The organism is Arthrobacter pascens (assembly GCF_030815585.1).
In the GTDB taxonomy this organism is placed as follows: Bacteria; Actinomycetota; Actinomycetes; order Actinomycetales; family Micrococcaceae; genus Arthrobacter; species Arthrobacter pascens_A.
In genome coordinates this window covers 1,645,158-1,665,759 of sequence record NZ_JAUSWY010000001.1, presented here as the reverse complement: position 1 = coordinate 1,665,759, position 20,602 = coordinate 1,645,158, and the positions used below count along the sequence as shown (strand labels likewise).

The window sequence follows — 20,602 nt, the reverse complement described above, 5'->3', positions numbered from 1 at the left end:
TCCACTGGTTCTGAGTGAATCGTGAATAACTCTATCGTTCTGCCCCGGACGCGTTGTGCCGGCGCGCGAAATGTTGGCACCAGCTGCGCCCCATCTGAGTAGACTCGGGAACTGGTCCTGTCAGCAAACCCTCCGAAGAGGTGCTCCACCGATGCGCGTCATTAGCTACAACCTTCGCAAGCACAAAGCCAGTGGCGAACTCCTTGCTCTCGCGCGGAATTTCGAGGTCGACGCACTGTGCCTGCAAGAGGTGGATTCCAGCGACCTGCCAGCGACCCTGGGGCCGCTGCACCTGGCGGACAGCACCAAGGGAAACCGGTTGGGGCTTGCCATCTATTACCGGACCAGCCGCTTCACGGCAAAGGAAACCCAGTCCTTCGCCTTGAAGAAGTCCATGCATGACAGGCTGCTGGCGCCTGCCCACGAGCGGCTCATCGGCACCCGGGTGGTTGACAATGACACCCAGCACGAACTGGTTATCGGTTCCTTCCACGCGGCTCCCCTGACCGCCTCCAATTCCCTCCGGAGGAAGCAGATCCATGCAGCCCACGCGGAACTGCTGAGCATGGGCAGCGGTCTGATGACGTTGATGGTCGGGGACTTCAATTACCCCTTCTTCACCAAGAGCCTTGATGCCCACATGAAGAACTCCGGCTATGCCCTGTCGCTCAGCGACCGCCGGACCTACACGCGCTACAAGGTGTTTAAGGGCCATTTCGATTTTGCCACGTCGCTGGGCCTGGACATCGAAAGCGTGGAGACCCTGCCGCGGGGCAAGTCGGACCACCTGCCGATCCTGGTGACGGCTGAATATGGCAAGGACTTCTGACAGGCCATTCCCGTATGGAGCCCCGGGCCCTACCGGCGTAAAGCCGTGAGTTCCAGCATCCGGGGGCCCAGGGCAGGCCAGGAAGCTGCGAATCCCGGGTGGAGTTCCTTGTTCTCCACGTCGGCCAGCGGAACCCACTTCAGTTCTATGCTCTCGGGATCGCTGATGACGGGATCAAAGGGCTCAGCAACCAGCACGACGACTGTGGTGTAGGACCAATAGCCGACGTCGAGGACTGAAGTAAACAGGACACTGACGTTTTCGCCGGGGACTGCGGCTTCCTCGTAAGCTTCCCGAAGGGCCCCGGTTATGGCGTCCTCGTGCTGGTGCAGTGCACCGCCGGGAAGACCCCACGTGCCGCCGTTGTGGCTCCAGACGGCGCGGTGCTGCAGGAGGACCCCCTTGGCCGGGTCATAGGCCAGGACGCCGGCTGCACCGAACCTGCCCCAGAACCGGCCGTGCTCCCCTTCCACCCAGGCGTCGCCGGGATCCCGCGGCCCTGTTCTGACCGGCGGGTTCTGGAGAGTTATGTCTGGGGATGTGGCGGCCAACGACTGATCCATCGTTCCAGTCTGACACGTCAGGGTTTACCGCAGCACCGCTGACAGCGTGCCTGGCCGCGGGCCTAGCCGCCGTGGCCGGGGCTTTCGTGCCCGCGTTCGACGCCGAAATCACCGCCGGGATACATCACGGTCTCGTGCCCGTCGTCGAAGCGCACAAGATACGGCGGAGCACCGCCCTGTCCCCGGACTTCAACGATCACCCCGTGCCGGTCTGACGAGCCGACTGTCCTGCCCCGGACGATGATGCGGTCGCCTTGCGTTGCCTCCATGGCAATCACCTCCAGCCCTAGAGTACGACTCATGGGGACGTGGGAACAGGGCCCGGGAATTCGAGCAGGAACTCGAGCAGCCGGGTCAAAGATCCCCTGAGTGCAGCTTGGCAGCCACCCTCCCGATTGCCTAGGCTTGAACCCTAAGCATGCTTAGCTTTGTGGCACTAACTGTGTGCTGCATTTGTGCCAGGGCGGACCACCTGCCCGTGTTCCAACCATTCTCAACAGGAGGACCACCATGACGGACCAGTACACGTTCCGGAACCCGGTGACAGCGTACGAGAAGATTTCACCGCCGGAACAGCACCAGCCCGAACCAGGCCTGGATGCCGAGCTGCAGCCCAAGGCGGACCTGGGCGAGGAGAGCTACCGCGGCACCGGACGCCTGGATGGCCGCAAAGCCATCGTGACCGGCGCGGACTCCGGGATCGGAGCCGCGACGGCGATCGCCTTCGCCCGCGAGGGAGCCGACGTCGTCATGTCCTACCTGCCGGAAGAGGAGGAGGACGCCTCTCGGATTGCGGGCCTCATCGAGGCCGCAGGCCGCAAAGCGGTCAAGGTGCCCGGCGATCTCAAGGACCCCGCTGCCTGCCGGGACCTGGTGGACACGGCCGTCGCCGTTCTGGGCGGAGTGGACATCCTGGTCAACAACGCCGGTAAGCAGGTGGCCAAGGAGCAGCTCACGGACATCACCGACGAGCAGTTCGACCACACCCTGAAAACCAACGTGTACGCCATGTTCTGGCTCACCAAGGCGACCATCCCGCACCTGCCGGCCGGATCCACCATCATCAACACCACGTCGATCCAGGCCTACAACCCATCCCCCACGCTGGTGGATTACGCCACGACGAAGGCGAGCATCAACAATTTCACCAAGGGCCTGGCGCAGCAGCTGGCGCCGAAGGGCATCCGGGTCAACGCAGTGGCGCCGGGTCCAATCTGGACGCCGCTGCAGGTCAGCAGCGGGCAGCCGAAGGAGGCCCTGCCGGAGTTCGGGCAGTCCACTCCCCTGGGCCGCGCCGGCCAGCCGGCCGAGCTGGCTCCGGCCTACGTGTTCCTGGCTTCTGCCGAATCCAGTTTTGTGGTGGGGGAAACGTTGAATGTGAACGGCGGCAACCCGACGCCCTAACGGCTTTCGGGGCCGCAGAGGCCCGACGGCGGAGCGCCGCGTCAGCAGCGCGGCCCACCGCCGTCGTCGTTCTTGTCAGTGCTTGCTTGTCATTCCTTGTCAGAGTGAAGCAGCGAATCGGTGGCGGCGTCGGGCTGGCCGTCAAAGAACTCGGCCAGCACGGTCTTGAAGACTGTTTCCCCGGGGGCCGCGCGCAGGAACAGCGTCATGGACGAATGCAGCTTCCGCGAGTCGATGCCGCCCAGGATTTCCGTGGCCCTCCGCCCTGTGTGCGTGGATATGGCCGCGGCGCATTCCAGCAGCCGGGGGCCCAGCACATCATGCTCGAGGTACGCCCGGGCTTCGTCCAGGGACCCGATTGCGTACCGCCGAGACATGTCGCTTTGGCCCAGCCCTGCGATTTGCGGAAAGATGAACCACATCCAGTGGCCGGTCTTGTTGCCGAGCTGCAGTTCGGCCACTGCCTGCTCGTAGGTCCCGCCGCTGTCCTGTGCGGTGACGAACCGTTCCAGGTTGTAAGGGTCATTCATGTCTCTCTCCTTCTCTAGGCTGTCCGGGCTGTGATCTCGGCGGTGAGGGACGCGGAACGGCGAAGCCACGCATCCGGGTCCTGATGCCAGCGGGCCACCACGACGTCCGCGCGCTGCCGTTCCCTTCCGCTCAGGGCCCGGAGCAGCGGAACCACGACGTCGGCGACCAGCGGGTCCACCAGCTCCGCTGTGTGCGCGGACCGGATGAAGCCCTCGATCCTGGTCAGATCGGAGTGCCGCAGGAAGGCCACCCGGGATTGCAGCAGCACAACAGCGGCCAGGCGGCGCTCATACACCGGCTTCCTGCCAGGGGCCGGGCGGCCCCAGAGCTCAGAAGCAAGCGCCGTTACCTCATCATGGCCCAAGTCCTTGAACTTCCTGCCAGCATCGCGGACAGTGCCCCGCACGGCTCCCATCGACGCCCCATAGGAGCTCAAGATGCCACCAGTCCGGGATTCCACATGTTCCGCCCGATACCACGCACCCTCGTTCTGCAGGGTGGTGTCGATGAAGCCTGCAGCGGCCTGCACATCGTGGTTCATACGGCCCAGGCCCTTACCGTCCGTGGTGTCCGGCGGCAGCGTGGGCGATGCAGAAGGGGGTCCAGGGGCGGGCCTCCAGTCGGCCTTCAGCGATCGGCTCCCCGCATGCCCCGCAGACCCCATAGGTGCCGTCGGCGATCCTTCCCAAGGCGGCTTCCACCTGGGCAAGCCCGGAGCTGCTCTGCTCCAGCAGCGCCGACGCCTGGGAAAGTTCAAAGGCGATGGTGGCACCTTCCGGATCGTGTTCATCGTCCACGTTCGAATCCTGCCGCGCTGCGCTGGCTGACGAGATGTCCGCGCGGAGGGCAGGAAGCAAGGCAAGTTTGCGCTCCCGTTCGGCCTCCAGCAGGACGCGGAACCGTTCAAAATCAGCCATGGGAGAAGCCTAGCGTGGATGCTTTGCGGCAATCCGTTCCGGCGGATCTACTGACTCCATAAAAGGCGAAAAAACCCGTATCGACAAGGCGGTTGAACCGGAGGAAGCTGGCATCGTACGGACCCGCATCCTCAAGGAAGAAGGACTGCAATGCCTACCAATGTCGTCACCCAGCTGGCCGTAAAATCCCACAATTCACCCGATGAGAAACGCCGCCCGGACAAGACCGAAGTGGACGTTGTGACCGTGGGCGACTACACGGTTGGCCGGTTCAAGTTCGAGCCCGGCTGGCGCTGGTCCGACTGCATCAAGCCAGTGGTTCAGACGGACTCCTGCCAGGTCAGCCATGTGGGATTCTGCGTTTCCGGAGCCCTCGTGGTGGAGACCACTGACGGCAACCGGATCAACATCTCCTCCGGTGATTCGTACACCATCCCGCCCGGGCATAACGCCTGGGTCGAAGGCGACCAGGCCTTCATCAGCGTTGAGTTCCTCAGCGCCGCTGAATTTGCCAAGTCGCCCGGGGATTCCGCCTAGCGTCCCATTCAGACGGAATCAGTACCAGTTTGTGGCTACTGAGTGGCTCCAGGCCGCGCACGGAGACCCGTAGCGGTCTGCGATGTAGCTGAGGCCCCAGTTAACCTGCGTCCTGTAGCTGGTAAGCCAGTCGCTCCCGGCGGTGGCGTACTTTCCTGGCGGCAGTGCCTGCGCGATTCCGTAAGCGCCGGAGTAGGGGTTGGTTGCGGTGGTCAGCCAGTTGGACTCCTTGGTCCAGAGCTGCGCCAGGCACTGAAACTGGTCCTGGCCCCAATCGAAGGCTGACAACCGGCCTGCGGCATAGCTTTTGGCCCCGGCAGGATCGTTGACGGCGCCGCCCGGAATGGAAGGCGCAACGACGACGGGTGGCGGGCCCGGCGTCGGGCCTGGAGCTGGAGCTACCGGAGCAGCAGGGGCTGGTGCGGCGGGGGCTGGGTTCGCCGGAAGCTGCGCGGCAGCAAGGGCGGCAGCTTTGGCCGCCTCGGCCTGCCGGCGTGCCTGCTCCTCCGCTGCGGCGCGCTTGGCCGCCTGGGCTGCCTCGTAGGCGGCCAGGGCTGCCTGGCCTTGCCGGTATTCATCTTCAACCGCAGCGGTTGTTCCCTTGAGGGAGGCCAGCTGGGCTGTGAGTTCCTGGCTGTGCTGCTGTTGCGCCGCAATCTGCCGCGCCATGGCCTGCTGGGCGGACTGGGCGGCTTCGAGCTTGGCCTTCGCTTCGCCCGACAACCGCTCACGTTCGGCTTTGGCTGCCTGTTCCTGCTCGGCGAATGCGCGGGAGGCCTTCTCCGCCGCTGCGGACTTGTTGACGAGGGCAGCTGTCTTGTCGCTGACGATCTGGACGATGTTGAGGCCCTGGATACTGTTGGTCTGTACGGCGTCGAGGGCAACGAAGAACCCCATGTTGGTTCCGCCGGTCTTATACGACTGGGCGGCCAGGGCGCCGATTTCCCGCCTATACTGCCCCAGTTCAGCGTTGGCCCGCGCCGTTTGTGCTGTCAGGACGTCCACCTTTGAACTTGCCACTTGAAGCGCCGATTCGGCGACGGCGTACTCGGCGGCGGACTTGACCGCCGCGTTACCCAAGACCTCGGCTTGGCTTTGCAGACCGCCCAGCAGATCATCGATTTTGGCGATCTCGGCCGCTTTGCCCGCTTCACTCTGCTTGGCGTTCTGCACATCCTGCCAGGAGGGATAACCGCCTGGTGGAGCGTCGTCGTCGGCCGTCGCAGGCAGTACTGAGACTGAACTTGCCAGCGCTATTGCGAGCACACCCGCAATAGCGCGTAGTTTCGCCTTTAAACCAAACCGGGACATAGTTTGTGAGCATACCGGGCAAATGCGCATCCGGAGGGTCTAGGCTCCAACATCTTTACGAACCGGAAATGCCGGCGATGGCGTCAGCGAGCCGCATCCGCAGTGCCGGCCCATGCCCGGGGAGGATCCAGGAGGCGTCGACGTCGGACAGAACCTGCAATGCCTCACGAATGCCGTCCGGGCTGCTGTGGAACATTTGGTGCAGCATCTGAACGCCATTTCTCCGGCTCAACGGATGACCTGTCACCAAGGCATCGCCCGTCACCACCACCTTGGCCTTGGGGAGCACAAAGGCCGTGTGTCCCGGAGTGTGCCCGGCAACCAGGACGGCCCGCGGGGCACCGGGAAGTTCCCGCAGTTCAGCTTTGTCCCATGACCGTGCATCAGTCGCAGGCTCGGCGGACAGTGCGCCGGCACGGATAACGTGCAGCATCCAGCGGAAAACCCGCGGCCGCCACGCGCGGCTCAGGACCTGGCCCAGGGTCACCTGATGCTTTTCCTTGCCCTGCACGTGGGCGACTTCCTCGGCGCTGCAGAGGATCGGAGTGCCGTACTCCCTGGAGAAGTGGGCGGCCGATCCGGTGTGATCAACGTGGCCGTGGGTGATCAGCATTGCCTTGGCCCCGGCAGGCTCCAGGCCGATGTGCCTGATCGACGCCAGAACATGCTCGAGGTCGCGCGGGTAGCCGCCGTCGATGAGGATGAAGTCAGCGCGATCTCGGACAATGATCCAGTTGGACGCCGGTCCCTCCACAAAGTAGACGCCTTCCGCCGGCTCCGAGGTCCGCAGGTCTGGAAGCCATCCAGGGTGTCGTTGAGGCATGGCGCCATCCTACGACCTGGACCTTTTGGCTGTACCGTCGTCCGCCTCCGACAGCCACGCGCGGCATGCGATAAGCCCATGGCTGAGTGGGTGTAGGTACGAGGGGCGGATAACCGTTTGGCCGTGAGGCGCGCCGTATGTGAACGTGGTTGTTACCAGAATGTGACAATATGGCCGAGCAGAAGGTACTCTCTTGCGGTGCCCCGGTTCCAGCCGGGACATTCCCGTCAGTATGCCGAGCCCTGCCGCTGACCGGGATCCAGTCGCTTTCCAACTGGCAGGGACGGGGGAACCACGTTTCCACGGCCGTCGCAAGAAGGCCTTGGGGTTAAGTCGGCAACGCTCCGTCCTGCACGGAGGCGTTTCCGGCCGGGTGTCTCCGACCCGAACCCGACAGCTCACCCCGCAGGCATGGGAGAGGCGAATACCCGTGTCAAAAAAATCAACTGCCGCACGCCATCGTGCGGTTCCTGCCCGCTCTATTGCAAGCATGTCGTCAACGGCCAAGGCCCGCGCCCTGACATTCGGCCGGCCGGCCATAGTGGCTGTTGCCGCATCCGGCCTGCTCTTCAGCGTCGGTACCCCTGCGCAGGCCGGCGTCCATGGTCCCGATAATTCCGGGACTGTCAACGTTCAGGGCCAGGCCAGCGCTCCGGCTCCGGCCGCTGTTGCACCGGCACCGGCCGCGGCCAAAGTCCACACCGTCGTTTCAGGCGACACGTTGGGCGCAATTTCGGCCCGCTACGGTGTAGCACTGAATTCCGTACTGTCCGCCAATGGATTGTCCGTGTCCTCGATCATCTACCCGGGCAACCAGATCCGGATCCCCGGGGCAGGGACGGCCACGCCAGCCCCAGCACCGGCACCGGCTGCGAGGGCCGCGGCAGCTCCCGCTGCTCCGACCAACACTGGCATCAAGCTGGCATCTGCCCCAGCCCCGGCCCAGGCTCCGTCCGGTTCAGCCGGCGCGGCCATCCTCGGGTCCGCCTATTCGCAGGTCGGCGTGCAGCAGGACTGCACGGCCATGGTAGAGAAGGCGCTCCGCTCCGTAGGCAAGAGCGTGGGAGACCTAGCGCCTGGCCAGTTCTTCCAGTACGGCACCGTGACCGGCGCCCCGGCCCCCGGTGACCTGGTCATCACAGCCGGCCACGTGGGCGTCTTCGCCGGCAACGGCCAGGTTGTCAGTGGCGGCGTGGACGGTTACAAGACCGAAGTCCACTCCCTCAGCTGGCTCAAGGGCGCGTCCTTCGTCCGAGTCGCGTAATCCCTTCGGCGCAGGGGCGGCGGACGGGATACAACCGCCCGCCGCCTCCGCCGCCGGCTCCTGCCGTATGACTTTCTGGCCTGCTTGGAAGCCAAACCCGGCAACGCCTTAGACGTGCCGACCGAACCAGGCCAGCGTGTCGTTCCAGGCAGCGGTGGCCTGCGCCTCGTTGTACCGCTCGCCTGTGTCGTTGTGGAACGCGTGGTCGACGCCGGGATACACGGTGAGTTGGTGGCGGACGTTATTGGCGGCCAGCGCATCCTTGAGCGCCGGCATGGCGCTGGTTATCCGCTGGTCGAGTTCGGCATAGACACCAAACGCCGCGGCTTTGATGGCCGGAACCTTGTCCAGGTCGGGAGCGGGTCCATAGAACGCTGCTGTGGCCTTCAGCCCTGACAGCTCAGTGGCCGCCTGCCAGGTGATGCCGCCGCCAAAGCAGTAACCGTTCATGGCGATCCGCTCCGGGTCCACGAAGTCCTGTGACTGGAGGTAGTCGAAAGCCGCCGCGAAGTCGGAGACATGGCGCTGGGCTCCGGCCCGGGTCAGTGCTCCAGAGACGGCGTCCGTGTCCAGGCTGGCTGTGCCGCCCTCCCTGCTTAGCAGATCCAGCGCCAAGGCTGCATATCCGGCCTTCGCGAAGCGCCGGGCCACGTCCTGGATATGCGGGGTCAGCCCACGGTTTTCATGGCAGACCAGCACGGCGGGCCCGGCCGCGCCCGTCTCTGGCCGGGCCAGATAACCGCTGATCTCGGTTCCACTCGAGGGGAACCGCACTGTCGCCGTCGTGAGCCCTGCGGCGCCCTCAGGAACTGAAAGTGGACTCTTTGCGCCAGGTACTGCGCCGCCACCATCACCGCCCGGCGTGCCCGCAGACGAAGTCGGTGTAGGAGTGGGCATGGGGTCGGTGCCGCGCGGGACTTCCTCCGGGGTGCAGCCGACCAGGAGCATCGCGGCCGCTGCCGCCGCCATGCTGCCGGTGATAAACGCCACCCGGCGCGTAAACGTCCGCTGGGACATTGCACCGGCGCGGTAATCGTCGAAGAATTCCTCGATCAGGTATTTCTCAAACTTGCCAAGTTGGGTCATGTCGTCCTCCTGGAGTGTGCCAATCCTCCTCCGAAGGCCGTCATCCTACAAGGGCGCGGCGCGCCCAGGCCGGCTAGAACGGATTCAACAGCCGGTCCACAAACTGCCGGGTGCGTTCCTCCCGCGGGTCGCGCAGCACGATGTCCGGGTGGCCGCGTTCAACGACGACGCCGCCATCCATAAAGATAACTTCGTCGGCAACCTGGCGGGCGAACGCGAGCTCGTGGGTGACCACCACCATGGTCCAGCCTTCGTCCGCCAATTCCTTGATGACCGTCAGGACGTCACCCACCAACTCCGGGTCCAACGCCGACGTCGGCTCGTCAAAGAGCAAAAGCTGCGGACGCAGGGCCAGCGCACGCACAATACCTACACGCTGCTGCTGCCCACCGGAGAGCTCAAAGGGATAGCTGTTGTCCTTCTCGGCCAGCCCGACGCGAGCCAGTAACTCCCGTGCCTCCTTGATTGCTTCTGCCTTTGGCCGCTTCTGCACTTGGACCGGGCCTTCGATGACGTTTTCGAGGACGGTCTTGTGGGGGAAAAGATTGTAGTGCTGGAAAACCATGGCACTGCGGTCCCTTAAAGCGGCGAGCTGCTTCTTTGACACCGGCGCGGAAAAGTCGACGGCGAGTTGGCCCACGACGTCCACCATGCCGGCGTCGGGTACTTCCAGCCCGTTGAGGCATCTCAAGACAGTCGTCTTGCCCGATCCGGAGGGCCCGATCAAGGTCAGGACCTCACCCCGGCTGACGTCCAGGTCGATGGATTTGAGAACCTCATGCTGTCCGAATGCCTTGCGCAATCCTCGTACTGTCAGTAAGGCGGCCTCCGCAGGCGTGGATTCAGTGCGCGACATAACGGTCCAATCTCTTTTCCAGGACCGACTGTCCGCCAGCGAGGACCAGGCAGACGATCCAGTAGATGACGGCTGCCTCCAGATACAGCAGCATGAATTCCTGGCTGAAGGCCGCCACCTGCTGCGCCTGGCGGAACAGCTCGGTAACGAGGATCAGCGAAGCCAGCGACGTGTCCTTGACCAGGCTGATGAAGGTGTTGGACAGGGGCGGGACAGAGACCCGCGCTGCCTGCGGCAGGATGATCCTCACCAGCGACTGGCGCCTGGACATGCCGATGGTATGTCCGGCCTCCCACTGCCCCTTGGGAACCGACAAAATAGCCGCCCGGATGACCTCCGCGGCGTATCCGCCCACATTGAGTGAGAACGCAATGATGGCGCTGGGCCACGGGCTGATCGTTATTCCGATCGAAGGGAGCCCGTAGAAGATGACGAACAACTGGACCAGGAGGGGCGTGCCGCGGATGACTGAGATGTACATCCGCGCGACGGCGGCGAAGACGGGATTGCGGCTTAGCCGCATCAGGGCTATCAGCAGGGCAAGCAGCAGTCCAAGGCCGAACGACGCCAGTGCCAGTGGAATGGTGCCGGTGATCGCGCCCATCAGAATGGGCCCCAGCGAGCTCCAAACAAGCTCCCAGTTAATTGTCATAGTCTGCCGAAGGGTTCGTGGAGGGCCGCCACACCACTATTTCGTGACGTCCGCGTCGAAGTATTTCTGGGAGATCTTGGTGAGAGTGCCGTCGGCCTGCAGCTCGGTGAGGGCGGTGTTCACAGCCTCGGCCAGACTAGTGGCGCCCTTGCGGAACGCGAAGGCGCTGAGCGACTTGTCCGTGGTCTCCGCGGCAATCTTGATGTCGGTGTCCTTCGCGGCTTTTTGATAGTCCAGGTACGTCAGTTTGTCGTTGATGGTTGCATCGACGCGCCCCTGCTTCAGCAGCGTTACCGCCTGCGCCCACCCCTCCACGGCCTCGACATTGGCGCCGCTTTCCTGCGCCAGCTTGTACCAGTTGCTCGTCAGTGATTGCGCGGTGGTCTTGCCTTTGAGGCTGTCGAAAGAGGTGATGCTGTTCTCGTCTGCCTTCGTCACGACGACGCCCGTGCTCACCGTGTACGGGGCGGAGAATTCGTACTTCGCCTTGCGTTCGTCAGTAATCGAAACCTGATTGGCGACGACGTCGAATCTCTTCGCGTCAAGGCCGGCGAAGATGGCATCGAACTGCGTTTCCTGGAAGGACGCCTTGACGCCGAGCTTGTCGGCGATGGCTTTGATGATCTCCACGTCATAGCCGGTGAGTTCACCGCTGCCGTCAGCATGGAAGGAGAAGGGTTTGTACGTGCCCTCGGTGCCGATCTTGAGCTCGCCGGCGCTCTTGACGTCACTGAGGGAGGTGTCAGGGCCGCCCGCGGGGGCCGAGCCTGTCGGTGTGGTCGAGCCGGACCCGCAGCCGGCCAACGCGAGTGCCGCAGCTGCAATGAGACCGATAGCCGAAAGGCGTGTGCGCTTCATGATGGTCCTTCGTCCTGTAAGCGGAAGGGTCCAGCCGGCTGCACCGCGTGCCGGCAGTCCACCACCGACGCTAGCACAACGAAAAGCCTTGCACCCCTCTGGATGCAGGGCCGTTTCTTCCTACGCGTAGAAGGTTTTTTTCAACCTTCCACTGCATCAGCCGGGGGTAGACCCAGAACGTATAGATGCCCAGCGTGATGATACTCAGAAGCAGCCATTTGATCCACAGTCCGAAGATCCCCCAGCCTGTTCCGACGAGCTGACTCACTGGCCTCATCACGACGGCTACCTTCTTGGGCAGCATTGGCGACGTGGTGGTCGCCAATAGGACGATAGCCCCTTCCAGGTTTGCCGGCTGAACCCCAAGTCTCTTCGACGCCGTTCGACGTGCCCGGGCCAGGCTTTGCCCGTAATACCTTCTTGGCCTTCTTAGTTGTGTATCACCCGATGCCCTTTGATACACCGATAGTGGTGACGTGGCCGGCAAATTTCCAAAGGTGTCGGTAAACACTGCCGTCGAGCGGGTGGTTAGGCTAGGTGGATGGCGACAGTTCTTCTCGTGCGGCACGGCCGCACCACAGCCAATGCCACTGGACTGTTGGCTGGTCGGGCCGCTGGCGTCAGCCTGGACCAGATCGGGCGCGAGCAGGCGGCTTTGACGGGAGACCGACTCGCGGTCGTGCCCTTAGCTGGGGTGGTATCGAGCCCTCTAGAGCGTTGTCAGCAGACCGCCCAGTTCATCCTCGATCGTCAGGCTGGCAATCCGTATGCGCCGGTCGATCCCGATCTCACCGAGTGCGATTACGGTCAGTGGCAGGGCCGCACGCTCAGTGATCTCGCGACCGAGGATTTGTGGCCGGTTGTGCAGTCGCAGCCGTCCGCCGTCACTTTTCCCGGCGGTGAATCTATGGCCGCGATGCAGGCTCGGGCGGTAGCAGCGATTCGACGCCACGACGCAGCCTTCGAAGCCGAGTACGGACAAGGAGCCGTGTGGGTGGCGGTGAGTCACGGTGACATCATCAAATCAATCCTCGCCGACGCGCTCGGCATGCACCTTGACCTATTCCAGCGGATTAACGTGGGCCCCGCCTCCGTATCGATCGTGCGCTACGGTTCTAGTCGGCCGAGCGTTTACGCGACCAACACCGACGCGGGAGATCTGTCGTGGCTGACGAACGCACTCCACTCTGGCGATGCGCCGGTGGGCGGCGGTGCAGGGCAGAAGGCGCCATGAAGCTCATATGCCTAAAATACTCATATGCCTACACGTGTTCACGAATTCGCCTGGCCTGATCGGGTCGTCGTCGGCACCATTGGACTCCCGGGGGCGCGCACGTTCTATCTGCAGGTGCGCACAGGGACTCAAATCGTAAGTATCGCCTTGGAGAAGCAGCAGTCCGCTCTGCTCGCCGACAAAATCGACGAAATTCTCGACCAGCTTCTCACCGTCGAGGGCAACCCCCACAGCGTTCCCGCCAGTACTCCCATCGAACTCGTCGACAATGACCAGCTCGAGGCCGTTCAGGAGCAGTTTCGGACCGGCGCCATGAGCCTAGGCTGGGACCCGACGACGGCGCAGGTCGTGATAGAAGCCTACCCAATCACCGATGTCGACCCTGATAACAACGACGAATCCCTTGATGAGGACGACGCTGACGTGCCCGAAATGCTGCTGGTGCGGATGCCGGTTGGCACCGCCCGCGCATTCGCCAAGCGAACCCGTGAGGTTGTGGGCGCCGGGCGTCCCGCATGCCCGCTCTGCGGTTACCCCGTAGACGCCGACGGGCACGTCTGCACTCTTCCCGAGGTCTGATGCCGGCGCCAGACCTGTTGACGGCCGAGCTGACGCTCACTGGGCGCATTACGGCGGCGTCGAACGCCACCTTCCTGGGCAGCATCGGCCACACGACGGTCGTCTATAAGCCGATAGCCGGGGAGCAACCGCTGTGGGATTTTCCCAACGGCTTCCTTGCTCACCGGGAGGTTGCCGCCTACCTGGTCTCGGAGGTCCTCGGCTGGAACGTGGTGCCATGCACCTGGCTGCGCGATGGTCCGTTCGGCGAAGGGATGGTGCAGCTGTGGCAGGAGACAGACCCCGACCAGAACGCGGTTGACCTCGTTGCGTCGGACGACGTACCAGAGATTGGTTGGAAACACGTCCTCGAGGGTCAGGATGAGAACGGACGGATGGTCGCCCTCATACACGAGGACTCTCCGGCGCTCAGGCGCATGGCGGTATTCGACGCCGTCGTGAACAACGCCGACCGCAAAGGCGATCACATCCTTGCCATGTCAGACGGACACCGGCACGGCGTGGATCATGGGCTCACCTTCCACCGTGACCACAAGCTGCGCACGGTGCTGTGGGGGTGGCTGGGAGACGCTCTGACTGCCGAGGAACGCGACGGCATCGATCGTGTCAGCGAAGGACTGCGCGGTGAGCTGGGCCGAAACCTGGCGGACTTGCTCAGCGCCGAAGAAATTGCGTCGGTCGCCGCGCGTTGCGCCCGGTTGCGCTTGGCGGGTCGGTTCCCGGCTCCGAGCGGTCAGATGTCGGCCGTGCCCTGGCCGCTGTTCTGAGGGAATCACGGCTACCGGCTTCGCTGATACTGCCCTTGCCTAAGGGGCCTCCGCGAAGGCTCGTCATCTGAATCGGTTGCGAGCGCGGCCGGCAGCGGCAACCCATACTTCTCGCACAGGAACCGGGTTTGGCAGTACCGCTGCGCGTCAGCGGCCACATTTCCGAGGACGGCGGAGTTCATACCGGCACCAATGAGGATGCCGTGCTGATGGGAACCACCGGGCGTTGATGAACAACAACCTAGAAGTCCCAGTCGTCATCCTCAGTATTGACGGCCTTGCCAATAACGTAAGAGGAACCCGACCCGGAGAAGAAGTCGTGGTTCTCGTCGGCGTTGGGCGACAGCGCGGAGAGGATGGCCGGGTTCACGTCGGTGACAGAGGCCGGGAACATGGCCTCGTAGCCCAGGTTCATCAGGGCCTTGTTGGCGTTGTAGTGCAGGAACTTCTTGACGTCCTCGGCCAGGCCAACGGAGTCGTACAGGTCATGCGTGTACTGGACCTCGTTTTCGTACAGCTCGAAGAGCAGTTCGAACGTGTAGTCCTTGATCTCCTGCTTGCGCTCCTCGGACAGACCCTCCAGGCCTTTCTGGAACTTGTAGCCGATGTAGTAGCCGTGCACGGCTTCGTCGCGGATGATCAGGCGGATTAGGTCAGCCGTGTTCGTCAGCTTGGCCCGTGAGGACCAGTACATGGGCAGGTAGAAGCCCGAGTAGAACAGGAAGCTCTCCAACAGCGTGGAGGCCACCTTGCGCTTCAGGGGATCGTCGCCCTGGTAGTAGTCCATGACGATCTGGGCCTTCTTCTGAAGGTTCTCGTTCTCGGTGGACCAGCGGAACGCCTCGTCGATCTCCTTGGTGGAGCACAGGGTGGAGAAGATCGAGGAATAGCTCTTGGCGTGCACCGACTCCATGAACGCAATGTTCGTGTACACGGCCTCCTCATGCGGCGTGAGCGCATCCGGAATCAAAGAAACAGCGCCAACCGTGCCCTGGATGGTGTCCAGCAGGGTCAGGCCGGTGAACACGCGCATGGTGAGCTGCTGCTCATCCGGGGTGAGCGTTGCCCACGACTGGACATCGTTGGACAGCGGCACCTTCTCCGGCAGCCAGAAGTTGTTGACCAGGCGGTTCCAGACATCCACGTCCTTATCGTCCTGGATGCGGTTCCAGTTGATGGCCTCGACGTGGCTAAGCAGCTTGACCTTCTCGGTCATGTCATCCCCTAAACGTTGGGTTGTTCTTTGAAGTTAAGCGTACGACGGCGGGCGGGCGCCCGCCGTCGTACTGTCACTGTTTAGTTGAAGTTACAACTAAAGCATACAAGAAACACAACCCTCCACCTCAGTCCCTTCCAGCGCGAGCTGGCGGAGACGGATGTAGTAGATGGTTTTGATGCCCTTGCGCCACGCGTAGATCTGCGCCTTGTTGATGTCGCGGGTGGTGGCGGTGTCCTTGAAGAACAGCGTCAGGGACAGGCCCTGGTCCACGTGCTGGGTGGCAGCAGCGTAGGTGTCGATGACCTTCTCGTAACCGATCTCGTACGCGTCCTGGTAGTACTCCAGGTTGTCGTTGGTGAGGTACGGCGCCGGGTAGTACACGCGGCCGAGCTTGCCTTCCTTGCGGATCTCGATCTTGGACGCCACCGGGTGGATCGAGGAGGTGGAGTTGTTGATGTAGGAGATCGAGCCCGTCGGCGGAACGGCCTGCAGGTTCTGGTTGTAGATGCCGTGCTCCATAACGGAAGCCTTCAGCTCGCGCCAGTCATCCTGCGTGGGGATGTGGATGTTCTTGAACAGCTCCGCGACCTTCTCGGTCTGCGGGACCCATTCCTGCTCCGTGTACTTGTCGAAGAACTCGCCCGAGGCATACTTGGACTTCTCGAAGCCGCCGAACGTCTGGCCGGTCTGGATGGCCAGCATATTGGAGGCGCGGACGGCGTGGTACACCACCGAGTAGAAGTAGATGTTGGTGAAGTCCAGGCCCTCTTCGGAACCGTAGTGGACCCGCTCGCGGGCCAGGTAGCCGTGCAGGTTCATCTGGCCAAGGCCAATGGCGTGGCTCTGGTCGTTGCCCTTGGCGATGGACGGCACCGACGTGATGTTGGACATGTCCGAAACCGCCGAGAGCGACCTGATGGCCGTCTCGATGGTCAGGCCGAAGTCCGGCGAATCCATGGTCTTGGCGATGTTCAGCGAGCCAAGGTTGCAGGAGATGTCCTTGCCGGTTTCAGCGTAGGACAGGTCATCGTTGTACGTGGTGGGCTGGGAGACCTGGAGGATCTCGGAGCACAGGTTGGACATGATGATCTTGCCGTCGATCGGGTTTGCCCGGTTCACGGTGTCCTCGAACATGATGTACGGGTAGCCGGATTCGAACTGGATCTCGGCGAGGGTCTGGAAGAACTCACGCGCCTTGATCTTGGTCTTCTTGATCCGGGAATCGTCCACCATCTCGTAGTACTTCTCGGTGACCGAGACGTCGGAGAACGGCATGCCGTAGACGCGCTCGACGTCGTACGGCGAGAACAGGTACATGTCCTCGTCCTTCTTGGCCAGCTCGAACGTGATGTCCGGGATGACAACGCCGAGTGAGAGGGTCTTGATGCGGATCTTCTCGTCCGCGTTCTCACGCTTGGTGTCCAGGAACCGGTAGATGTCAGGGTGGTGCGCGTGCAGGTACACGGCACCGGCACCCTGGCGGGCTCCGAGCTGGTTGGCGTAGGAGAAGCTGTCCTCAAGGAGCTTCATTACCGGGATCACGCCGGAGGACTGGTTCTCGATCTGCTTGATCGGGGCGCCGACTTCGCGGATGTTGGTCAGCGCGAACGCCACGCCGCCGCCGCGCTTGGAGAGCTGCAGCGCGGAGTTGATGGAACGGCCGATTGACTCCATGTTGTCTTCGATGCGGAGCAGGAAGCATGAAACCAGTTCGCCGCGCTGGCGCTTGCCGGCGTTCAGGAACGTGGGGGTGGCTGGCTGGAAACGGCCCTCGATGATCTCGTCCACCATCTGCAGGGCGAGCTGCTCGTCGCCGCGGGCAAGGTGCAGGGCCACCATGCAGACGCGGTCCTCGTAGCGCTCCAGGAAGCGGTTGCCGTCGAACGTCTTCAGTGTGTAGGACGTGTAGAACTTGAACGCGCCCAGGAAAGTCTCGAAGCGGAACTTCTTCTTGTAGGCGCGGTTGTAGAGCTCGCGGATGAAGTTCATCGTGTACTGGTCGAGGGTTTCACGCTCGTAGTACTGGTTCTTCACCAGGTAGTCGAGCTTCTCTTCCAGGTCATGGAAGAACACGGTGTTGTTGTTCACGTGCTGCAGGAAGTACTGGTGCGCAGCCTCGCGGTCAGCGCCGAACTGGATCTCGCCGTTGGGGCCGTACAGGTTAAGCATTGCGTTGAGTTCGTGATAGCCCAGGCCCTTGTAGGCAGCCGGCATTTCAGGCTTCTCGACGGCGGCGCCCAGCTTTTCGGCAGCGGAGCGGTTGCCCTGGCCTTCGGCCCTGGTTACTTCTGTGTCTGAGACAGTCGTGTCCAAAACTTGTCCAATCCTTGGTTGACCCGGGCAACGTCTTCCGGCGTTCCCATGAGTTCGAAGCGGTAGAGGTGGGGTACCTGGCATTTGGCAGCGATGATGTCTCCCGCCATGCAGTAGTTGTCCCCGAAATTTGTGTTGCCGGCACCGATAACGCCGCGGATCAGTTTCCTGTTCTGCGGGTTGTTCAGAAAGCGGATGACCTGTTTGGGCACCGATCCTTCTCCCCCGGTGCCGCCGTACGTCGGCAGCACCAGGACATACGGCCTGGTGGCGAGAAGGGGTGCGTCCCTCGGATGGAGCGGGATCCGGGCCAATTCGCGGCCGAGTTTCGCAACAAAGCGGCTGGTGTTCTCGGATGCCGAGGAGAAATAAATGAGCTGGCTCTGCGTGGTGACCGGCTCAAGTGGAGCCTCATTGCCGCGCTGAGCCGCGTCAACGTGCTTCGCAGTGTCACCATTCGCTTCGACGGAAGCCCCGGCCACTGCCAGTGCTGCCACGGGAGTCACCTCAGCTGCATTGAAGGTTGCCTGACGGCAGGAAAAAGGAGGCCCTAGGCCACGGAGGAAACGGCAGAGAGTGCCAGTTCCTCGATCTTGTCCGGGCGGAAGCCCGACCAGTGGTCCTGGTCGGTAACCACAACAGGGGCCTGCATGTAGCCCAGCGCCTTCAGGCGATCCAAGGCCTCGGCATCCTGTGAGATGTCAACGCTCTGGTAGGTGATGCCCTTTTTGTCCAGCGCACGGTACGTTGCGTTGCACTGAACACAAGCCGGCTTTGTGTAAACCGTAACGGTCATGGTCCCTGTCCCCTTTATCGAATCTTCGCTCTTCTGAGGCGGGCCGTTCCGAACTGGAATCCATGTCCGTACTGCCCTTGCCTGCATGCCGCCTCCGCGGCCCGTCTACAGTTTGATGTCCTGCGCTGGTGTCCCGCTCAAGCTGTATCTAGATACTACATGTAGTGCAGACGCCTCTTCGGAACCCCAAGATGATGTATTACAAGTATGTCATTTAATGCACCGTTAATCCACAGGCAAGGTCCGTCAAAATGTCCGGATTTCAGCTGATTTTGAGGACGAAATCCACACCCTGTGGAGTACTTAGCCACAATTAAAGCCCAGCGTGTCGCTTGGTAGACGGCGTGTCGCGCCTTGTGGCCGGGCACTTGAAAGTGGCCCTGAAACGATCTTGAAGAACCCTCGGGGTGATCAATCGCACGTCCTGTGCCAGAATGAAGCGGGCCTTTCAGACCCGGCACACCGCGGGGTTCTCCGGCCCTGATCCGAAGGACAGCGTTGGTAAATCCCGTACATCTGAAGACACTCCTGGAAGTCACGCGGCTGGGCTCGTTCGCGGCCGCCGCCGCCCGGCTGGGGTACACAGCGTCCGCTGTGTCCCAGCAGATGACTGCCCTGGAACGCGACACCGGCGTGGTCCTCTTCCAGCGCTCCGCCCGGAGCGTGGTTCCCACGGAAGCGGCCGTGGTGATGACCAGGCACGCTGCCAAGGTGCTCACGGACATCGAAGCGCTGATGGCGGCGGCATCCAAGACCCACGACACCACCAGCCAGGAACTGCGGCTCGGCATCTTCCCCAGCCTGGCTACCTATGTCCTCCCGCGGATCCTGCAGAACCCGGCATGGAAGGACCTCGGCATCGACCTCAGGGTGTCCGTTGCTGAACCCGCCCAGACTATCCAGGGCCTGCGCACCGGCGGGGAGCTTGACGTGGCGCTGGTCTTCCAGGTGGGACAGTCCGGCCTGGCATGGCCGCACACCATCAACCGGCAGTGGATCGGTGACGACAACTTCCGCGTGGTGCTGCCGGCTGGATGGGGTTTCCGCACCGATGCCAAAGTGGCGGCCGACCATCTATCCGAGATGCCATGGATCATGCACCATCCCGCGAGCAGCGACGCCATTGTGATCGAACGGCTCTTCGCCAGCTGTAACCTGCATCCGCGCGTGGTCGCCTACAGCGACGATTTCCACGCCAGCCTGGAGATGGCGGCCGCAGGCCTGGGCGCCGCGCTGGTCCCGGAACTCGCCTTGCTCCACCGGCCGGCCGGGGTTGTGGTCCTGGACGTTCCGGAAATCAGGCTGGCCCGCAACGTGTTCGCGCTGCTGATCAACGAGAAGAAAACCGCCCGGGTGCAGCTGTTTGTAGATCTGCTGGCGGAAACCCTGGCCGGCCTGGGCACTGCAGGCAATTAAACCCGAATGCTGGAATGCACCGCTGATGGGGTCTATGTTGAAGGTATGAACAAGGTAGCGAGTCAGCACTTTGGAGAGATCGAGCTCAACCACGGCAGGGACCACAACATTGCCGCCAAACATGAGCTGCGCGGCCAAACGCTGGAACTCGACCTCAACATCAACGCGCATGACCGTTTTGATGAGGCCGCCATGCACAAGGTGGACTACCGGTTGCGCTACCTGCCTGAACTCGTGGACGAGGTCCGCGAAATGATCGCCGAAGAGCTGGAGCAAGAGGGCACCAGCCCCCAGGAATACCTGCATTTCCACTGCAACGCCCTTAAGGACGAACACCTGCAGAAAGTTTTCGGAGTGGAAGACCGCAGCCAGCTCACCAACGACGTGTTCCTCAAAGCCCTCAAGCTCGGCCATGTGGGTATCTTCCCCGGCCAGCCGGAACGCTACTTCGTCCTTGATTTCACCCTTGGCTCGCACTTCACCGACGAAGTCCTGGTCGCCTCGGCGGACGAAGACGGAGTGGTGGACGACGAAATCGTCTGGGAGTCCTGAAGGACACCAGCCTTTAACGCCCGACGGGCGGCCGGTCACCTGGGTGACCGGCCGCCCGTTCGCTCGCTCGCTTCTCAAGGGTTGGCGCGGCAGGC

Annotated in this window: 24 protein-coding genes and 1 riboswitch; of the genes, 9 read left to right on the top strand and 15 right to left on the bottom strand. The window is 62.8% G+C overall.

The window, feature by feature from the left end:
* Positions 1-151 precede the first annotated feature (151 nt).
* Entirely contained in the window at positions 152-829 is a 678-nt protein-coding gene (locus tag QFZ30_RS07825) for an endonuclease/exonuclease/phosphatase family protein (RefSeq protein WP_307075002.1), read from the top strand.
* 29 nt (positions 830-858) lie between these two features.
* On the opposite strand, the gene QFZ30_RS07820 is transcribed toward QFZ30_RS07825, so the two are convergent.
* Together QFZ30_RS07820 and QFZ30_RS07815 are read right to left on the bottom strand one after the other, a co-directional pair.
* The gene (locus QFZ30_RS07820) at positions 859-1,392 is read right to left on the bottom strand and encodes an NUDIX domain-containing protein (protein ID WP_307075000.1); all 534 of its coding nucleotides are present in this window, start codon (positions 1,390-1,392) and stop codon (positions 859-861) included.
* 62 nt (positions 1,393-1,454) lie between these two features.
* Positions 1,455-1,661, bottom strand: a complete 207-nt coding sequence (locus QFZ30_RS07815) for a DUF1918 domain-containing protein (RefSeq protein WP_307074999.1) — start codon at positions 1,659-1,661, stop codon at positions 1,455-1,457.
* Between the two features lie 241 nt (positions 1,662-1,902).
* Between QFZ30_RS07815 and QFZ30_RS07810 the strand changes: the two genes are divergently transcribed.
* Positions 1,903-2,796 carry a glucose 1-dehydrogenase gene (locus tag QFZ30_RS07810; RefSeq protein ID WP_307074997.1) on the top strand — a complete coding sequence of 298 codons (894 nt, stop codon included), beginning with the start codon at positions 1,903-1,905 and terminating at the stop codon, positions 2,794-2,796.
* An 89-nt stretch (positions 2,797-2,885) separates the two neighbouring features.
* On the opposite strand, the gene QFZ30_RS07805 is transcribed toward QFZ30_RS07810, so the two are convergent.
* The 3 genes from QFZ30_RS07805 to QFZ30_RS07795 are packed head-to-tail and all read right to left on the bottom strand — an operon-like array spanning position 2,886 to position 4,244.
* On the bottom strand, positions 2,886-3,326 hold the full coding sequence (locus QFZ30_RS07805) for a DUF1810 domain-containing protein (RefSeq protein ID WP_307074995.1): 441 nt from the start codon (positions 3,324-3,326) through the stop codon (positions 2,886-2,888).
* 14 nt (positions 3,327-3,340) lie between these two features.
* Complete coding sequence (locus QFZ30_RS07800) at positions 3,341-3,868, bottom strand: DNA alkylation repair protein (protein WP_307074993.1); 528 nt, start codon at positions 3,866-3,868, stop codon at positions 3,341-3,343.
* A gap of 13 nt (positions 3,869-3,881) precedes the next feature.
* Positions 3,882-4,244: a TraR/DksA family transcriptional regulator gene (locus QFZ30_RS07795; protein ID WP_307074991.1), complete on the bottom strand. Its 363-nt coding sequence runs from the start codon at positions 4,242-4,244 to the stop codon at positions 3,882-3,884.
* 150 nt (positions 4,245-4,394) lie between these two features.
* Between QFZ30_RS07795 and QFZ30_RS07790 the strand changes: the two genes are divergently transcribed.
* Positions 4,395-4,781 carry a cupin domain-containing protein gene (locus tag QFZ30_RS07790; RefSeq protein ID WP_307074989.1) on the top strand — a complete coding sequence of 129 codons (387 nt, stop codon included), beginning with the start codon at positions 4,395-4,397 and terminating at the stop codon, positions 4,779-4,781.
* Positions 4,782-4,799: 18 nt separating this feature from the next.
* Here QFZ30_RS07790 and QFZ30_RS07785 read toward each other — a convergent pair whose 3' ends face one another.
* Together QFZ30_RS07785 and QFZ30_RS07780 are read right to left on the bottom strand one after the other, a co-directional pair.
* On the bottom strand, positions 4,800-6,047 hold the full coding sequence (locus tag QFZ30_RS07785; protein WP_307074987.1) for a lytic transglycosylase domain-containing protein: 1,248 nt from the start codon (positions 6,045-6,047) through the stop codon (positions 4,800-4,802).
* Between the two features lie 100 nt (positions 6,048-6,147).
* Positions 6,148-6,915 carry an MBL fold metallo-hydrolase gene (locus QFZ30_RS07780; protein ID WP_307074984.1) on the bottom strand — a complete coding sequence of 256 codons (768 nt, stop codon included), beginning with the start codon at positions 6,913-6,915 and terminating at the stop codon, positions 6,148-6,150.
* 254 nt (positions 6,916-7,169) lie between these two features.
* A riboswitch (cyclic di-AMP (ydaO/yuaA leader) is annotated at positions 7,170-7,342 on the top strand.
* 63 nt (positions 7,343-7,405) lie between these two features.
* Here QFZ30_RS07780 and QFZ30_RS07775 point away from each other — a divergent pair.
* On the top strand, positions 7,406-8,179 hold the full coding sequence (locus QFZ30_RS07775; protein WP_307074982.1) for a LysM peptidoglycan-binding domain-containing protein: 774 nt from the start codon (positions 7,406-7,408) through the stop codon (positions 8,177-8,179).
* 108 nt (positions 8,180-8,287) lie between these two features.
* On the opposite strand, the gene QFZ30_RS07770 is transcribed toward QFZ30_RS07775, so the two are convergent.
* The 4 genes from QFZ30_RS07770 to QFZ30_RS07755 all read right to left on the bottom strand — a co-directional run bounded on the left by QFZ30_RS07770 (position 8,288) and on the right by QFZ30_RS07755 (position 11,631).
* On the bottom strand, positions 8,288-9,265 hold the full coding sequence (locus QFZ30_RS07770; protein ID WP_307074979.1) for a dienelactone hydrolase family protein: 978 nt from the start codon (positions 9,263-9,265) through the stop codon (positions 8,288-8,290).
* Positions 9,266-9,338: 73 nt separating this feature from the next.
* Positions 9,339-10,121 carry an amino acid ABC transporter ATP-binding protein gene (locus QFZ30_RS07765; RefSeq protein WP_307074977.1) on the bottom strand — a complete coding sequence of 261 codons (783 nt, stop codon included), beginning with the start codon at positions 10,119-10,121 and terminating at the stop codon, positions 9,339-9,341.
* Positions 10,108-10,773 (bottom strand): amino acid ABC transporter permease, encoded by a 666-nt coding sequence (locus QFZ30_RS07760; protein ID WP_307074975.1) that lies wholly within the window; start codon positions 10,771-10,773, stop codon positions 10,108-10,110. Before QFZ30_RS07760 ends, QFZ30_RS07765 begins: the two co-directional genes overlap by 14 nt.
* Before the next feature lie 36 nt (positions 10,774-10,809).
* Positions 10,810-11,631: an amino acid ABC transporter substrate-binding protein gene (locus QFZ30_RS07755; protein WP_307074973.1), complete on the bottom strand. Its 822-nt coding sequence runs from the start codon at positions 11,629-11,631 to the stop codon at positions 10,810-10,812.
* A gap of 541 nt (positions 11,632-12,172) precedes the next feature.
* Here QFZ30_RS07755 and QFZ30_RS07750 point away from each other — a divergent pair.
* The 3 genes from QFZ30_RS07750 to QFZ30_RS07740 are packed head-to-tail and all read left to right on the top strand — an operon-like array spanning position 12,173 to position 14,211.
* Positions 12,173-12,865 carry a histidine phosphatase family protein gene (locus tag QFZ30_RS07750; protein ID WP_307074972.1) on the top strand — a complete coding sequence of 231 codons (693 nt, stop codon included), beginning with the start codon at positions 12,173-12,175 and terminating at the stop codon, positions 12,863-12,865.
* Positions 12,866-12,889: 24 nt separating this feature from the next.
* Positions 12,890-13,444, top strand: a complete 555-nt coding sequence (locus QFZ30_RS07745) for a DUF3090 domain-containing protein (RefSeq protein WP_307074970.1) — start codon at positions 12,890-12,892, stop codon at positions 13,442-13,444.
* Positions 13,444-14,211: an SCO1664 family protein gene (locus QFZ30_RS07740; RefSeq protein ID WP_307074968.1), complete on the top strand. Its 768-nt coding sequence runs from the start codon at positions 13,444-13,446 to the stop codon at positions 14,209-14,211. The genes QFZ30_RS07745 and QFZ30_RS07740 overlap by 1 nt, the downstream gene beginning before the upstream one ends.
* Before the next feature lie 241 nt (positions 14,212-14,452).
* On the opposite strand, the gene nrdF is transcribed toward QFZ30_RS07740, so the two are convergent.
* The 4 genes from nrdF to nrdH all read right to left on the bottom strand — a co-directional run bounded on the left by nrdF (position 14,453) and on the right by nrdH (position 18,539).
* Entirely contained in the window at positions 14,453-15,427 is a 975-nt protein-coding gene (nrdF, locus tag QFZ30_RS07735; RefSeq protein ID WP_307074966.1) for a class 1b ribonucleoside-diphosphate reductase subunit beta, read from the bottom strand.
* Between the two features lie 96 nt (positions 15,428-15,523).
* Positions 15,524-17,644 carry a class 1b ribonucleoside-diphosphate reductase subunit alpha gene (gene nrdE / locus QFZ30_RS07730; RefSeq protein ID WP_307080131.1) on the bottom strand — a complete coding sequence of 707 codons (2,121 nt, stop codon included), beginning with the start codon at positions 17,642-17,644 and terminating at the stop codon, positions 15,524-15,526.
* Positions 17,645-17,712: 68 nt separating this feature from the next.
* The gene (gene nrdI, locus QFZ30_RS07725; protein WP_307080129.1) at positions 17,713-18,117 is read right to left on the bottom strand and encodes a class Ib ribonucleoside-diphosphate reductase assembly flavoprotein NrdI; all 405 of its coding nucleotides are present in this window, start codon (positions 18,115-18,117) and stop codon (positions 17,713-17,715) included.
* A gap of 176 nt (positions 18,118-18,293) precedes the next feature.
* On the bottom strand, positions 18,294-18,539 hold the full coding sequence (gene nrdH, locus QFZ30_RS07720; protein WP_015937305.1) for a glutaredoxin-like protein NrdH: 246 nt from the start codon (positions 18,537-18,539) through the stop codon (positions 18,294-18,296).
* A 498-nt stretch (positions 18,540-19,037) separates the two neighbouring features.
* Here nrdH and QFZ30_RS07715 point away from each other — a divergent pair, with 498 nt between their 5' ends.
* Entirely contained in the window at positions 19,038-19,955 is a 918-nt protein-coding gene (locus QFZ30_RS07715) for a LysR family transcriptional regulator (protein WP_307074963.1), read from the top strand.
* A gap of 45 nt (positions 19,956-20,000) precedes the next feature.
* Positions 20,001-20,507 carry a DUF2004 domain-containing protein gene (locus QFZ30_RS07710; RefSeq protein WP_307074961.1) on the top strand — a complete coding sequence of 169 codons (507 nt, stop codon included), beginning with the start codon at positions 20,001-20,003 and terminating at the stop codon, positions 20,505-20,507.
* Positions 20,508-20,602 lie beyond the last annotated feature (95 nt).

Bases quoted from the DNA above. Each gene is read 5' to 3' on its own strand.
- QFZ30_RS07825 (WP_307075002.1), top strand. From the start codon at position 152: ATGCGCGTCATTAGCTACAACCTTCGCAAGCACAAAGCCAGTGGCGAA.
- QFZ30_RS07820 (WP_307075000.1), bottom strand. From the start codon at position 1,392: ATGGATCAGTCGTTGGCCGCCACATCCCCAGACATAACTCTCCAGAAC.
- QFZ30_RS07815 (WP_307074999.1), bottom strand. From the start codon at position 1,661: ATGGAGGCAACGCAAGGCGACCGCATCATCGTCCGGGGCAGGACAGTC.
- QFZ30_RS07810 (WP_307074997.1), top strand. From the start codon at position 1,903: ATGACGGACCAGTACACGTTCCGGAACCCGGTGACAGCGTACGAGAAG.
- QFZ30_RS07805 (WP_307074995.1), bottom strand. From the start codon at position 3,326: ATGAATGACCCTTACAACCTGGAACGGTTCGTCACCGCACAGGACAGC.
- QFZ30_RS07800 (WP_307074993.1), bottom strand. From the start codon at position 3,868: ATGAACCACGATGTGCAGGCCGCTGCAGGCTTCATCGACACCACCCTG.
- QFZ30_RS07795 (WP_307074991.1), bottom strand. From the start codon at position 4,244: ATGGCTGATTTTGAACGGTTCCGCGTCCTGCTGGAGGCCGAACGGGAG.
- QFZ30_RS07790 (WP_307074989.1), top strand. From the start codon at position 4,395: ATGCCTACCAATGTCGTCACCCAGCTGGCCGTAAAATCCCACAATTCA.
- QFZ30_RS07780 (WP_307074984.1), bottom strand. From the start codon at position 6,915: ATGCCTCAACGACACCCTGGATGGCTTCCAGACCTGCGGACCTCGGAG.
- QFZ30_RS07775 (WP_307074982.1), top strand. From the start codon at position 7,406: ATGTCGTCAACGGCCAAGGCCCGCGCCCTGACATTCGGCCGGCCGGCC.
- QFZ30_RS07770 (WP_307074979.1), bottom strand. From the start codon at position 9,265: ATGACCCAACTTGGCAAGTTTGAGAAATACCTGATCGAGGAATTCTTC.
- QFZ30_RS07765 (WP_307074977.1), bottom strand. From the start codon at position 10,121: ATGTCGCGCACTGAATCCACGCCTGCGGAGGCCGCCTTACTGACAGTA.
- QFZ30_RS07760 (WP_307074975.1), bottom strand. From the start codon at position 10,773: ATGACAATTAACTGGGAGCTTGTTTGGAGCTCGCTGGGGCCCATTCTG.
- QFZ30_RS07755 (WP_307074973.1), bottom strand. From the start codon at position 11,631: ATGAAGCGCACACGCCTTTCGGCTATCGGTCTCATTGCAGCTGCGGCA.
- QFZ30_RS07750 (WP_307074972.1), top strand. From the start codon at position 12,173: ATGGCGACAGTTCTTCTCGTGCGGCACGGCCGCACCACAGCCAATGCC.
- QFZ30_RS07745 (WP_307074970.1), top strand. From the start codon at position 12,890: ATGCCTACACGTGTTCACGAATTCGCCTGGCCTGATCGGGTCGTCGTC.
- QFZ30_RS07740 (WP_307074968.1), top strand. From the start codon at position 13,444: ATGCCGGCGCCAGACCTGTTGACGGCCGAGCTGACGCTCACTGGGCGC.
- nrdF (WP_307074966.1), bottom strand. From the start codon at position 15,427: ATGACCGAGAAGGTCAAGCTGCTTAGCCACGTCGAGGCCATCAACTGG.
- nrdE (WP_307080131.1), bottom strand. From the start codon at position 17,644: ATGCCGGCTGCCTACAAGGGCCTGGGCTATCACGAACTCAACGCAATG.
- nrdH (WP_015937305.1), bottom strand. From the start codon at position 18,539: ATGACCGTTACGGTTTACACAAAGCCGGCTTGTGTTCAGTGCAACGCA.
- QFZ30_RS07710 (WP_307074961.1), top strand. From the start codon at position 20,001: ATGAACAAGGTAGCGAGTCAGCACTTTGGAGAGATCGAGCTCAACCAC.